This is a genomic window from Mesorhizobium sp. M4B.F.Ca.ET.143.01.1.1 (assembly GCF_004792275.1).
Taxonomy (GTDB): domain Bacteria; phylum Pseudomonadota; class Alphaproteobacteria; order Rhizobiales; family Rhizobiaceae; genus Mesorhizobium; species Mesorhizobium abyssinicae.
Genome location: NZ_SRSR01000005.1, coordinates 146744 through 160553, shown reverse-complemented (window position 1 = coordinate 160553; position 13810 = coordinate 146744). Strand labels below are relative to the sequence as shown.

At 65.3% G+C, this 13810-nt stretch carries 13 protein-coding genes; 12 read left to right on the top strand and 1 reads right to left on the bottom strand.

Going from position 1 to position 13810, the window contains the following annotated elements:
- Positions 1–99 precede the first annotated feature (99 nt).
- The 12 genes from EN786_RS14350 (at position 100) to EN786_RS14295 (ending at position 12951) form a co-directional block, all read left to right on the top strand.
- A complete protein-coding gene (locus tag EN786_RS14350; RefSeq protein WP_127282655.1) occupies positions 100–639 on the top strand; it encodes a TetR/AcrR family transcriptional regulator in 540 nt (179 codons plus the stop codon).
- A 321-nt stretch (positions 640–960) separates the two neighbouring features.
- The gene (locus EN786_RS14345; protein WP_127282656.1) at positions 961–1749 is read left to right on the top strand and encodes a 3-hydroxybutyrate dehydrogenase; all 789 of its coding nucleotides are present in this window, start codon (positions 961–963) and stop codon (positions 1747–1749) included.
- Positions 1750–1908: 159 nt separating this feature from the next.
- Positions 1909–2727 carry a chromate resistance protein ChrB domain-containing protein gene (locus EN786_RS14340; RefSeq protein WP_127282657.1) on the top strand — a complete coding sequence of 273 codons (819 nt, stop codon included), beginning with the start codon at positions 1909–1911 and terminating at the stop codon, positions 2725–2727.
- On the top strand, positions 2724–4106 hold the full coding sequence (chrA, locus tag EN786_RS14335) for a chromate efflux transporter (protein ID WP_127310824.1): 1383 nt from the start codon (positions 2724–2726) through the stop codon (positions 4104–4106). The genes EN786_RS14340 and chrA overlap by 4 nt, the downstream gene beginning before the upstream one ends.
- Before the next feature lie 208 nt (positions 4107–4314).
- On the top strand, positions 4315–5706 hold the full coding sequence (locus EN786_RS14330) for a multicopper oxidase family protein (protein WP_127310825.1): 1392 nt from the start codon (positions 4315–4317) through the stop codon (positions 5704–5706).
- Positions 5707–5903: 197 nt separating this feature from the next.
- Positions 5904–6788 (top strand): dihydrodipicolinate synthase family protein, encoded by an 885-nt coding sequence (locus tag EN786_RS14325; protein ID WP_127310826.1) that lies wholly within the window; start codon positions 5904–5906, stop codon positions 6786–6788.
- Between the two features lie 19 nt (positions 6789–6807).
- Positions 6808–7467, top strand: a complete 660-nt coding sequence (locus tag EN786_RS14320; RefSeq protein ID WP_127282661.1) for a GntR family transcriptional regulator — start codon at positions 6808–6810, stop codon at positions 7465–7467.
- A 63-nt stretch (positions 7468–7530) separates the two neighbouring features.
- On the top strand, positions 7531–8868 hold the full coding sequence (locus EN786_RS14315; RefSeq protein ID WP_127310827.1) for a sugar ABC transporter substrate-binding protein: 1338 nt from the start codon (positions 7531–7533) through the stop codon (positions 8866–8868).
- Positions 8868–9806, top strand: a complete 939-nt coding sequence (locus EN786_RS14310) for a sugar ABC transporter permease (RefSeq protein ID WP_127282663.1) — start codon at positions 8868–8870, stop codon at positions 9804–9806. Before EN786_RS14315 ends, EN786_RS14310 begins: the two co-directional genes overlap by 1 nt.
- A complete protein-coding gene (locus EN786_RS14305) occupies positions 9807–10628 on the top strand; it encodes a carbohydrate ABC transporter permease (protein WP_135908624.1) in 822 nt (273 codons plus the stop codon). It abuts the gene before it with no gap.
- 36 nt (positions 10629–10664) lie between these two features.
- The gene (ugpC, locus tag EN786_RS14300) at positions 10665–11723 is read left to right on the top strand and encodes a sn-glycerol-3-phosphate ABC transporter ATP-binding protein UgpC (RefSeq protein WP_127282665.1); all 1059 of its coding nucleotides are present in this window, start codon (positions 10665–10667) and stop codon (positions 11721–11723) included.
- A 190-nt stretch (positions 11724–11913) separates the two neighbouring features.
- Positions 11914–12951 (top strand): ATP-grasp fold amidoligase family protein, encoded by a 1038-nt coding sequence (locus EN786_RS14295; RefSeq protein WP_189340648.1) that lies wholly within the window; start codon positions 11914–11916, stop codon positions 12949–12951.
- Between the two features lie 365 nt (positions 12952–13316).
- On the opposite strand, the gene EN786_RS14290 is transcribed toward EN786_RS14295, so the two are convergent.
- On the bottom strand, positions 13317–13586 hold the full coding sequence (locus tag EN786_RS14290) for a hypothetical protein (protein ID WP_245478422.1): 270 nt from the start codon (positions 13584–13586) through the stop codon (positions 13317–13319).
- Between the last annotated feature and the right edge of the window lie 224 nt (positions 13587–13810).

The window sequence follows — 13810 nt, the reverse complement described above, 5'->3', positions numbered from 1 at the left end:
TATCGAAGACAGGTCCCGCTTTCAAATGATGGCGATCTTACTGTACCGTCTGGACGGTGTTGTCAATTCCGCCTAGGCTAATGTAAGGGGGAGACACCGATGAAAGCCCGCAGAGCAAATTCGCGTGACAGGATACTGGCCGCCGCCGCCGACGTGGCGCGCGAGGCGGGGCCGGGCAGCCTGTCGCTGGACGCCGTCGCCAGCCGCGCCGGCGTCTCGAAGGGCGGCCTGCTCTACAATTTCCCGACCAAGGCCAAGCTGATGCAGGGCCTGGTGGAGGACTATCTGAAGGCGTTCGAGCAGGCGCTGGAGACGCGCACGGCGGACGCAGGCGGCGAGACGCCGCTCGAGGCCTATATCCGGCTTTCGGCCAATGATTGCGAGGAGCCGCAGCCTTCCGCCTCATGGATATTCTCGGCGATCGCCGAGGATCCGGATTTCCTGACGCCGATAAAATCCTTCAAGCGGCAGCTGTTCGAGCGGCTGAAGGGCGAGACGAACGACCTCAAGGCGCTGCTGGTCTGCTTTCTCGCCATCGAGGGGCTTCGCAGCATGAATCTCTTTGATTCCGATGTGCTTTCGCCGGACGAGCGCAGGCTGCTGCTGGCGTCACTGCTGGAGATCGCCAAGGTGAATTGACGCTGGCCGCGACAGGCTAGGCCAACTATCAACCACTCGCCCAAGTTGGTCTGGTAAGCCGTCGCACCTAGCGAAGCGGGGATCCCGAGACCGGATCATCCGCTCAATCAAACCGGCGGCGCGAGGTGCGCGAGACGCGCAGGAGGATTATGTTGCACGGCACCATGACAATCCCATGTCACGCCCGGCGAGCGCCAGTGCGCGCGCTCCCGGACGGCATCACAACATTGTAATCGCACCGACATATGGCCATGGCATTGTTATGTTGCGGCGCACAAACTATGTGCGGCAATATCCCGTTCCACCTGTCGCGAGATCATCATGGGTTCCCTGTCCTCGAAGAACGCCCTCGTCACCGGCTCAACCAGCGGTATCGGTCTGGCAATCGCCCGCGCCTTTGCCGCCGAGGGCGCCAATGTCACCATCAATGGACTCGGCGATGCCGCTGCGATCGAGCAGGAGCGCGCCGGCATCGAGAAGGATTTTGGCGTCAGGTGCCGCTATTCAGACGCCAACATGATGGATGGCGCGGCGGTCAGCGCCATGGTGCGTGAGGCCGAAGAGGCGTTCGGCAGCCTCGACATCCTGGTCAACAATGCCGGAATCCAGCATGTCGCGCCGATCGACGAGTTTCCCGACGACAAATGGGAAGCGATCATCCGCATCAACCTGCTGGCGGCCTTCTATGCGATCAAGGCAGCACTTCCCGGCATGAAGGCGCGCAAATGGGGCCGCATCATCAACACGGCCTCGGCGCACGCGCTGGTCGCCTCGCCGTTCAAATCGGCCTATGTCTCGGCCAAGCACGGCATCGCCGGCCTCACCAAGACGGTGGCGCTGGAGGTTGCGCAGAATGGCATCAGCGTCAACGCCATCGCGCCGGGCTATGTCTGGACGCCGCTGGTCGAAAAGCAGATCCCCGACACGATGAAGGCGCGCGGCATGACCGAGGAGCAGGTCAAGCACGACGTGTTGCTCGCGGCACAGCCGACCAAGGAGTTCGTCACCGTGGACGAACTCGCCGCGCTGACGCTGTTCCTTTGTTCGGACGCGGCCAAGCAGATCACCGGCACGACCTTGCCGATGGATGGCGGCTGGACGGCGCAGTAGGCGCCGTCTCCCGCGGCGCGGGCGCCGTTTGCGAAAGCGTCTTTCTTGACAAGGCGAGAGGATCGTTCCAGCATTGCGGCAAGGGGTTCATCGCGATGACCCCGTGAGGCGTCAGCCCAACGATCGCGTCCAAGCTCTCTCTTTCCGGAGGTGGACGCCATGCCGTCAACGACCGAAATCACCGTACAGCAACTTTCCCGCCTCGTCGGCTTACCGGACGCGCCCGTCCTCATCGATGTGCGCATCGACGAGGATTACCAGGCCGATCCGCGCCTGCTGCCGGCATCCTGCCGGCGCAATTTCAGAACCGTCGCGAACTGGGCGGGGGAGTTCACCGGCTCCAGGGTGGTCATCATCTGCCAGAAGGGGCAAAAACTCTCGCAAGGCGTGGCAGCCTGGCTGCGCCATGAAGGCATCGAAGCGGAATCGCTGGAAGGCGGTTTCGAGGCCTGGGCGGCGGCCAAGGCGCCGCTGGTCACGGCCGGCGCGATACCGCCGCGCGACGACAAAGGCCGCACGGTCTGGGTGACACGGGCGCGGCCCAAAGTCGACCGCATCGCCTGCCCCTGGCTGATCCGCCGCTTCGTCGATCCCGAAGCGGTGTTCCTGTTCGTCGACGCGGCCGAAGTGCCGGCGGTGGCCGACCGCTTTTCGGCGGTTCCCTTCGACATCGACAATGTGTTCTGGAGCCATCGCGGCGAGCGCTGCACCTTCGATACGATGATCGAGGAGTTCGGCCTCGCCTCCGAAGCGCTCGATCGCCTGGCGCTCATCGTGCGTGCGGCCGACACGGCGCGGCTCGATCTCGTGCCGCAAGCGGCGGGCTTCCTCGCCGCGTCGCTCGGCCTGTCGCGCATGTTCCGCGACGATCTCGAGCAGCTCGAGGCCGGCATGCTCCTCTATGACGCTTTCTTCCGCTGGTGCCGCGACGCCACAGAGGAAACGCACAACTGGCCGAGCGGGAGCAAGCCGTCATGAACGACCTCGCGGCGGACGACGATGCCGAGGCCGCCGTGCCGGCGGCGCCGAGCTTCAGGGAGGCGGTGCGTCTGTGGGCGAAGATCGGTCTGCTCTCCTTCGGTGGGCCGGCCGGGCAGATCGCCCTGATGCACAAGGAGCTGGTCGAGGAGCGCCGCTGGATCGGCGAGCAGCGTTTCCTGCATGCGCTCAACTACTGCATGCTCCTGCCCGGGCCGGAGGCGCAGCAGCTCGCCGTCTATATAGGCTGGCTGCTGCACCGGACCGCCGGCGGCCTCGTCGCCGGCATCCTGTTCGTGCTGCCGGGAGCGGTCGTGATGCTCTGCCTCAGCAGCTTCTACATGCTCTACAACGACGCGCCGGTGATCGAGGCGCTGTTCTTCGGCGTCAAGGCGGCGGTGCTGGCGGTGGTCGTCGAGGCCGTCATCCGCATCGGCAGGCGGGCGCTCAAGAACCGGGCGATGGTGGCGATCGCGGTCGCCGCCTTCCTCGCCATCTATGTCGTCAAGCTGCCGTTCCCGCTGATCATCCTGCTGGCTGGGTTAACCGGGTGGGTCGGCAACCGCCTCGTGCCGGGCCTGTTTTCCGGATCCGCCCATGGCAAGGACACCAAACAGGACAGCCGGGGCGTTGTCGACCTGATGTTCGAGCGCGGCCAGCTCGGACACACCAGGCCAACGAAATGGCACGCGCCGCGCACCATCGCCATCTGGCTGCCGATCTGGCTGGGGCCGGTAGCGCTGATTGCGGCGCTGACCGGCCCGGCCAGCGTCTGGACGCAGCTCGGCAGCTTCTTCAGCGTCATGGCGGTCGTGACCTTCGGGGGCGCCTATGCGGTTCTCGCCTATGTCGCGCAGGCGGCGGTGTCGTCGTTCGGCTGGCTGGCGCCTGGCGAGATGGTCGACGGCCTCGGCCTGGCGGAGACGACGCCGGGGCCGCTGATCCTGGTGCTGCAGTTCGTCGGCTTCGTCGCCGCCTACCGTCACGCCGGCGCGCTCAGCCCGCTGCTTGCCGGGTCGCTCGGATCGCTGCTGACTCTATGGGTGACCTTCGTGCCTTGCTTCTTCTGGATATTCCTCGGCGCGCCCTACATCGAGCAGCTGCGGCAGAACAAGGCGCTGTCGGCGGCGCTCGGCGCCATCACCGCGGCCGTCGTCGGCGTGGTGATGAACCTTGCGCTGTGGTTCGCGCTGCATGTCATCTTCGGCACGGTGCGAAGCGTCGGCCTGGGCATGGAGATCCCGGTGCTGGCGTCGCTCGACTGGCGCGCGGCGCTGCTGTCGCTGGCGGCGATGGTCGCCATGCTGAGGCTGAAGGTCGGCATGCTGCCGACGCTGGTTGCATCGGCGCTGGCGGGGCTGGCGCTGCAGGCGCTCTGACCTCGGGGACATCAGCACCCGCTCTCTGGTGGCGGCACTGCAGCAGCGCGTCGATCCGGTCGCGACCGGGGCGATCACGGCAGGGTGATTTCCAGTCCGATCGAACGGCATGGTGTTGTCGGCAGCCGGCATCGAAGGCTACACGGATTGTCGCGTGTGCCCGCAACGATGCCCGGCTGCACGGTTGTCTTTCGAGTTGGAACGCAACATGACGCTGACGCGCCGCAAATTTCTGAATGCCACGGCGGTGGCCGGCGCGGCAGGGATCGGGCTGTCGGCCATGGGGAAGTTGGTCAGCCGGGCATTGGCCGGGCCCGATCCGGTGACGCTGAAGACGGCCAGGATCGAGGCGAAGCTGATGGATGTCGGCCGGACCAGGGATGTCCTGACCTATGGCGAGGCCGGCATGCCGCCGGTGCTCAGGATGAAGAAGGGCGAGCCCTTCGCCGCGCGGCTGATCAACGGCATCGACGATCCGACGACGATCCATTGGCACGGCATCCGCGTCCCCAACAAGATGGACGGGGTGCCGTTCCTGGTGCAGCCCTATGTCTACACCGGCGATCATTTCGACTATCAGTTCACGCCGCCGGACGCTGGCACCTTCTGGTATCACCCGCACTGCAACACGCTGGAGCAGATGGGTCACGGGCTGACCGGCGTGATCGTGGTCGAGAACCCCAACGATCCGCAATTCGATGCCGAAAAAGTGATCAATCTGCGCGACTGGCGCCTCGGCGACGACGGCCAGTTCATCGACCAGTTCCGGCCTCGCGACGCGGCAAGGGCGGGCACCTATGGAACGGTGCGAACCGCCAACTGGCTCGACCAGCCGCAATTCGACGCGCCGGCCGGCGGGCTGGTGCGGCTGCGGGCAGCCATCACCGACGTCACCCGCGTCTACGCCTTCCGTGTCGAGGGCGCCGAGGCGGCGGTGATCGCGCTCGACGGCAATCCGGTGCCGCAACGCTTCGCGCCCGACGCCTTGCAGCTTGGACCTGGCCAGCGGCTGGATCTCGCCATACGCATGCCCGACGACGAGGGCGCCATCGTCAGCCTGAGGGACGTCAGGGGCACCAAGCCCAAGATACTGGCGACGCTGCGCGCGGTCGGAAAGTCGCTCAAGCGCGACGTTCGCGATCTTGCGCCGCTGGAGGCCAATCCGGTGGCGGAGGTGGATGCCGCCAGCGCCCAGCACATTTCGCTGGCACTCAGCGCCACCGCGGAAAACGTTCCGGCTGACGGCATCTGCGGCTCGCTCGGCTACAGTTTCTGGGCGATCAACAAGGTGCCGTGGCCGGGCGACACGCCGGACCCGACCGCGCCGCTGGCCGACCTGAAGCTCGGCCGAAGCTATGTCATCGACATGGAGAACCTGACGCCGCAATCGCATCCGATCCATCTGCACGGCATGAGCTTCAAGGTGCTGTCGTCGTCGACGCGCCCGGTCCAGCCGCTGGTTTCCGACACCTATCTCATCCAGCCCGACGAGAAGGTTCAGCTGGGTTTCGTGGCCGACAATCCCGGCGACTGGCTGCTGCATTGCCACGTCATCGAGCACCAGAAGTCGGGGATGACGAGCTATATCCGCGTAGCCTGAAGGGACTGGTCGCAAACGCATAGGGCGGTTTGCGCCGCGGAGGCAAAGGCTGGTTTCGCTGCCGCTTGGACAAGGCGCCGTCGCTCGTTTCCAAACTTGACCAGGATGCCATTTCCAAAACCTGCGACCCTGCATTTACAACTAACATGTTAGTGTGGTAAAGCTGCCTGCATAGTGATATCAGGAGAGCTTTCGCAGTGACTTCGCGCTTTGGTCTTTCGGTCGCCCTGGCGACGCCTTTTCACGCGTCCGGGCAGATCGCGGTTCCCGCGATGGTCGCGCAGGCCAAGGCCTGCCTTGTCGCCGGCTGCGGCAGCGCCACGCTGTTCGGCACCACCGGCGAGGGCGCCTCGATCGGCACCGAAGAGCGGCGCCGGATCGTCGAGGCCATTCTTGCCGACGGCATCCCGGCGCATCAGCTCGTTTCCGGCGTGCTGGTCGATGCGGCCGAGGACGCGGCCGAGCAGGCGCGGCATGCGCTGCAGCTCGGCGCCCGCAACATCCTGCTGGCGCCGCCGAGCTATTTCAAGAATGTCGGCGAGGACGGGCTGTTCGGATGGTTCGCCGCCGTCTTCGCGGCGCTCGGTCCGCTGGCCCGCGACGTCCTGCTCTACAACATCCCGTCCGTCACCATGGTGCCGTTGCCGCTCAGCCTGATTGGCCGGCTGCGTGCCGCCTTTCCGAATGTGGTCGCGGGCGTCAAGGATTCGGGTGGCGACTGGACCTACAGCGAGGCGCTGCTTGCCGCGCATGGCGACCTGGTGATCCTGATTGGAGACGAGCGGCATCTGGCGAGGAGCGTGCGGCGGGGCGGGCAGGGCGCCATTTCCGGCATGGCCAATTTCGTTGCCGGCGAGATCCGCGCCATGGCGGTGGACGGCCGCGATGATGCCCGGGTCGAGAATTTCGTGCTCGAACTGCTCAAATTTCCGGTGATACCGGCGGTCAAGGCGATGCTGGCGCGCAGCACCGGCGACGACGGCTGGCTTGCCGTTCGTCCGCCGCTGGAGCCGACCTCGCAGCAGGGGCGCAAGCAGCTTGCCGCGGCCTACGACCAATTGTTTGCGACAGAGCCGGCCTGACCGGCAAAGGAAGCGCTGAATGGAAGACGGCAGCGAACCGGCGACCCTCAGGGAAAAGGCCTATGCCAGCTTCACGCGGCATCTGCTGGCGCGCGACCTGAGGCCCGGGCAGTTCGTGTCGCAGCGCGAGCTGGTCGCCTTCACCGGGCTGCCGCTCGGCGCTATTCGCGAGATCGTGCCGCGGCTCGAGGCCGAGGGCCTGCTGACCACCATTCCGCAGCGCGGCATGCAGATCGCCCATATCGACATCAACCTGATCCGCGAGGCCTTCCAGTTCCGCCTGTTCATGGAGCGCGAGGCGGTGGCGCTGTTCACCGTCAGCGCCGCCGATGCGGAGCTCGCCCGTTTGCGGCGCGAGCATGAGGAGATGCTTGCCGAGGCGCTGGCGCAGCCGGCGACGCCGGAGATGGAAGCCAGGGCACAGACCATCGACTGGGCGATGCACGACACCTTCATCGACGCGCTCGACAACGAAATCATCGCCAAGGCCTATCTGGTCAATTCGGTGAAGATCCGGCTGATCCATCAGGAGAGGTTCCGCATCGACGGCCGCGTCGTGCCGGTCATGCGCGAGCACCTGGCAGTGATCGAGGCGATGGAAAGCCGCAACCCGCAAAAGGCGGTCGAGGCGATCAGTCTGCACATCGACAATGCGCGCCGGCTGGCGCTGCAGATCTGAGGGAAATGAGCCGCGCCGCCGCAGCGGCGCAATCCACAACGACAGCAACCCCGGGAGGAAGAAATGTCGTCCAATCCGTTCACCCCAACCAGAAGGCAACTGCTTGCCGGAACAGCCGCTCTTGCCGCCGCCGGCTTCGCCGGCTTGCGCCCCAGCTTTGCCGCCGGCGTCGATTGGAAGCGCTTTTCCGGCACCACGCTCGACGTCAATCTGGTCAAGAGCCCGCGCAGCGACACGCTGATAAAATATATCGGCGAGTTCGAGGAACTGACCGGCATCAAGGTCAATGCCGAGGCGACGCCCGAACAGCAGCAGCGCCAGAAGACGGTGATCGAGCTCAGCTCAGGCAAGCCGAGCTTCGACGTCGTGCATCTCAGCTACCACGTGCAGAAGCGGCAGTTCGAGAAGGGCGGCTGGCTGGCCGACATCTCCGGCTATCTCGCCGATCCGACGCTCACCGATCCGGCACTGGTCGAGAGCGACTTCGCCGATGCCGGCATGGTCTTCGCCAAGGATACGCAAGGCGTGCTGCGCTCGCTGCCGTTCTCGGTCGACTACTGGATCGTCTACTGGAACAAGGAACTGTTCGAGGCCAAGGGGCTGAAATATCCCGAGACCTTCGAGCAGCTGGTGGCGGCGGCCGAGGCGCTGACCGATCCTTCGGCCAACACCTATGGCTTCGTCGCCCGCGGGCTGAAGAACGCCAACACACCGGTGTGGACGTCGCTGATGCTGGGCTACGACATGACGCCGCTCGATGCCGAGGGCAAGCTGCGCACGCTGTCTCCCGAGGCGGTCGAAGCGGCCGGCCTCTACCAGCGGCTGATGACCAAATCGGCGCCTCCCGGCGTCACCGGTTTCAACTGGGCCGAGGCGCAGTCGGCCTTCCTGCAGGGCAAGATCGGCATGTGGTTCGACGGCGTCGGGTTCGCGCCGCCGATGGAAAATCCTGAAAAGTCGCGGGTCGTCGGCAAGGTCGGCTACGGCGTCATGCCGAAGGGCCCCAAGGCGCATGCCTCGGGCACGTTCGGCGACGGCATCGGCGTCACCGCCGCCAGCGAGAAGAAGGAAGCGGCCTATCTGTTCTGCCAATGGGCGGTGTCGCCGGCCATGGGCGCGCGTCTCTTGCAGGCCGGCGCCGGCGTGCCGTTCCGCAAATCGGTGCTGGAGGATCCCAAGGTGCGCGAGGGCGTCACCATGCCGGCAAGCTGGCTCGACGCCGTGGTCGGCTCCGGCAATGTCAGCCGGCTGGCGCTGCCGGTCATCATCCCGGTCACCGAGTTCCGTGACATCTATGGCGTGGCGCTGAGCAACATGATCGCCGGCGCCGATCCGGCGGAAGAGCTGAAGAAGGCCACCGACCAGTTCCAGCCGGTCCTGGACCGGAGCGAGCAAGGCTGATGTCCGCCACCACCCCAGAACGGACCGGGGTGACGATGGAAGCCATGGAAGGGAGCCAGACGGTGCGTCTGGCTCCAAACTACTGGCCCTTCGTCCTGCCGGCGCTCGTCGTCGTCGGCGCGGTGATCGTCTTTCCCTGGGCATTCACGCTGTGGATGAGCGTCAACAGCTGGACGCTCGGCCAGTCGCGCAGCTTTGCCGGGATGGACAACTATCTGCGCCTGGCGGGCGACCCGCGGTTCTGGGAATCGCTCTGGCACACGCTTACCTACACCTTCCTGTCGGTCGTCGCGCCGATGTTCCTCGGCACGGTCGCGGCGCTGATCTTCGATGCGAAGGTTCCGCTGCGCGGCCTGCTGCGCGGCGTCTTCGTGATGCCGATGATGGCGACACCGGTCGCCGTGGCGCTGGTGTGGACGATGATGTTTCATCCGCAGCTCGGCGTGCTCAACTATCTCTTGTCGCTGGTCGGCATCCCGCCGCAGGAATGGATCTTCAACGCCAGGAGCGTCATTCCCTCGCTGGTCGCGGTCGAGACCTGGCAGTGGACGCCGTTGGTGATGCTGATCGTGCTGGGCGGGCTGGCCTCGGTGCCGCGCGAGCCGTTCGAGAGCGCGGAGATCGACGGCGCCAACGCCTGGCAGCAGTTCCGCTACCTGACCTTGCCGATGATCGCGCCGTTCCTGATGATTGCCGTCATCATCCGCACCATCGATGCGCTGAAGAGCTTCGACATCATCTACGCCATGACCCAGGGCGGTCCGGGGACCGCGTCGGAAACCATCAACATCTATCTCTACAACACCGCCTTCTCCTACTACGACATCGGCTACGGCTCGGCCATGGCCGTGGTGTTCTTCGTCGTGATCGTGGCGCTGTCCTTCGTCCTGTTGATGCTGCGCCAGCGCTCGCAATGGATCAACGCGGAGGGCAAATAGATGACGTCGCGGCTCCTCACCCGGATCGGACTGTTCTTCGCGGCCCTGGTGCTCGTCTCGCCGGCGATCCTGTTCTTCCTCTGGATGATCTCGCTGTCGCTGAAATTCGAGATCGACAACGGCGCCTATCCGCCGATCCTGATCCCCGAGCGCTTCGCGTGGTCGAACTATGTGAAGGTGTTCGAGGAGAACAACTTCCTGCTCTATCTGTGGAATTCGGTGCTGGTCACCGGCACGGCGACGCTGCTGGCGCTCCTGATCGGCGTGCCGGCGGGCTACGGCATCGCGCGGCTCAAGGCCGAGCGCTCGGCCGTCGTCATCATGATCGCCCGCATGACACCCGGGCTGTCCTACCTGATCCCGCTGTTCCTGTTGTTCCAGTGGATCGGCATCCTCGGCACGCTGTGGCCGCAGATCATCATCCATCTGGTGGTGACCGTGCCGATCGTCGTCTGGGTGATGATCGGTTATTTCGAGACGACGCCGATGGAGCTGGAGGAAGCGGCCAGCATCGACGGCGCCAGCTCCTGGCAGGTGTTCCGGCTGGTGGCGCTGCCGATCGCCAAGCCGGGCATCGTCGTCGCCTTCATCCTGTCGGTCATCTTCTCGTGGAACAATTTCGTCTTCGGCGTGGTGCTCGCCAGCCGCGAGACGCGCACCTTGCCGGTCGCCGTCTACAACATGCTGTCCTACGAGCAGGTGAGCTGGGGGCCGCTCGCCGCGGCAGCACTCGTGGTGACGCTGCCGGTGCTGGTGCTGACCCTGTTCGCGCAAAGGCAGATCGTCGCCGGGTTGACCGCCGGCGCCGTCAAGGGCGGCTGAGGCCGGTCCGACATCACACGTTCGTGGAGAGATAAAATGGCATCGGTGACCATCAACAATGTGCAGAAGGCTTTTGGGACCGCCAAGATCATCCACGATGTCAGCGTCGACATCGCCGACGGCGAGTTCGTCATCCTGGTCGGACCGTCGGGCTGCGGGAAGTCGACGCTGCTGCGCATGATCGCGGGGCTGGAAACGATCTCGGCCGGCAAGATCGCCATCGGCGAGCGGGTCGTCAACGAGCTCAGGGCGCGCGACCGCAACATCGCCATGGTGTTCCAGAACTACGCGCTCTATCCGCACATGACGGTGGCCGACAATATGGGCTTCGCGCTCAAGATCAAGAAAGCCGACCCGGCCGACACCGCCAGCCGGGTGAAGCGGGCGGCAAGCATACTTGGCCTGGAAAAGCTGCTCGACCGCTATCCGCGCCAGCTTTCCGGCGGCCAGCGGCAGCGCGTCGCCATGGGCCGCGCGATCGTGCGCGACCCGCAAGTGTTTCTGTTCGACGAGCCGCTCAGCAATCTCGACGCCAAGCTGCGGGTGCAGATGCGGGGCGAGATCAAGGCGCTGCACCAGCGGCTGGGCACCACCACGATCTATGTCACGCACGACCAGATCGAGGCCATGACCATGGCCGACAAGATCGTCGTGCTGCATGACGGGCTGGTCGAGCAGATCGGCGCGCCGCTCGATCTTTACGATCGTCCGGCCAATCTGTTCGTCGCCGGGTTCATCGGCTCGCCATCGATGAACTTCATCCACGGCCGCATCGAGGAAGGCGTGTTCCGCAGCGCCAGCGGACTGACGCTGCCGCTGCCGCATGACCTCCACCCGGCGCGGGTCCCGGACGGCGAGCTCGTCTACGGCATCCGTCCCGAACACATCCGGGCACGCAGCGAGGGCATTGCCGGCACCGTGACGCTTCTGGAAGCGACGGGCTCGGAGATCTTCGCCACGGTTGATTGCGGCGGCGAGGAAATCTCCTGCCTGTTCCGCGAGCGGCTTAAGCTGAAGCAGGGCGAAACGGTGCGCATCGAGGTCGACCGCGCCAGCGCCCATCTGTTCGCGGCGAACACCGGCCAGCGCATCTGAACGCCTTAAGGCGGGACTTGCCCGAAGCGTCCTAGTGGCTTCGACGGCGCTTGGCCGCTCGAACCGATAGCGCCAGCTTGCCGGCGCGCGCCGGCGGTGCTTAGGTGCGCCGTCAATGGGCGGGGCGTGCCGTGGATCAGCGATCTCAGTCGCCGGGGAAAAAAATCATCCGGACAACCGTAACCGTTCGATGAGGTCGGCGTCCGACTTCCCGGCGCGGCACCGCTTCGTCCTGGCGGCGGCACGGCTGCTGATCACGCTACGTCACCCCCTGCTCGTGGTGCGATTTGCAAGAAAGATGGGCTATTGGCCCAATCCCGCCGCGCCCGAGCGCTACAATGAATGCATGCTCTGGCGAAGGCTGATCGACCACAATCCGTTGTTCGTCACGCTGTCGGACAAGCTCGCCGTGAAGGAGTATATCCGCGCCGTCTGCCCGGAGCTGGAAGTGCCGAAGACGTTGTGGCGCGGCCGCGACCCCGACGACATCCCGTCGGCGCTGCTCGCGGGCGAGGCGGTGGTCAAAGCCAACCATGGCTGCGACATGAACATCTTCGTCTCGGGCGGCCAGCCGGATCGCGCCTCCATCGTGCGTCAGCTGAGACGATGGCTGCGCAAGCGCCAGGGTCGCCGCAACAGCGAGTGGGCCTACTGGCCGATCGTGCCGGAGGTATTCGTCGAGGAGATGCTGCCGCTCGCCGGCGGTGAGATCGCCACCGAGATCAAGGTCCAGGTCTGCAGCGGCGTCGTCTGCCATGTCCGGGCCGAAGACAAGAAGGCGCTCAAGTCGCGGCTGTTCGATCCTGACGGCAACCCCCTGGCGGGGCGCGACATCGACTATCCGCGCGAGGATCAGGCGCTGCCCGTCACCGCCCGCCTTGTCGAGCTGATCAGGCAAGCGGCCCTGATCGCGCCGCGTGTCGCCGGCGATCTCGACTATGTCCGCGTCGATTTCCTGGTCACGCGCGAGCGGCTCTACGCCGGCGAGATCACCGTCTATTCGGCCGGCGGTTATGCGACCTGGAGCAATCCTGCGATCATGGCGGACATGGAGCAGCGCTGGCGGCTCGATCACTCGGACTATCTGCGGCGGCGGCATTCCGGGCTTGCCAGAGTCTACGCCGACGCGCTGCGCTCAAAATGCCTGCGGGCCAACGGCAGTCCGGAACCTGTTGCGGTCGCCGAAATCCACCCGCCGCTGGGTGTGCCGGATCCGCACGACGCCTGAACGGTCCGACTGGCAGCGTGTGCGGGTCAATGACTGCGTGCTGCAAACCGTCATGAAGGGGGTTGCGGCCGTGGGCGGCAGCGTCCTGCCAGGCTTCGGCGGCTCGCTGGCGATGGTTGGGGATCGGACGCGTCGGCCGGGTTCTTTCGAACAGGATCTCGACCGCGCGCGTGGACGATCACCGCACCGGCGGAAACATCAATCCTTTGGAGCCCAGAGCGCCGCCAGGGAGCAAATCGAAGACCTGCGAGCATCCCAATCGACACGGGGTGCTATCGACACGGCTTTCGAACGCCGTGCCGATCAGCCTTTGCTGGCGGAATGTGATCCACCATGTCCACCAAGGGGACGAGGCCCACTTTCATTCACTGTATGTGCACGACGACGTAGCGTCCGCCGTAGGGTTGATAATACGTGCTGCCGCAGTGCCACAGCACGGTGCCGTTGATCGTGGTCTTCACGCACGCTGCGGGGAGCCGGGTCACGTAGATCGTCGAGCGGCGGATCGTTCGGCGTGTGGTACGCCTCGCGACCCCTGCGACACTGCCTGGTGTGAGCGGACGGCCAACTTTCGCCTGCGCGTTGCCAACGAAGGGCGCGAACGGGATAATCGCGTCGGCCAGATCGGCAAACATCAAGGCAACGACGATTCCGGCGGCGCCGGTCAATCTCAAGCTAGATCTCGTCATCTTGCATCCTCCCAAGAACTCGCCACTCAGTGCGTTTTGACTGGCCGACGACCACGCGCCCGGCGCGAGCCTGCGCCAACCCAAATCAGCGGACCTGCTCGCTGACCCAGCGAGCCCGAGGCGGTGCGTTATAAGCATTTTAGAATGTACTAATTCTCGAGCGCGACTTC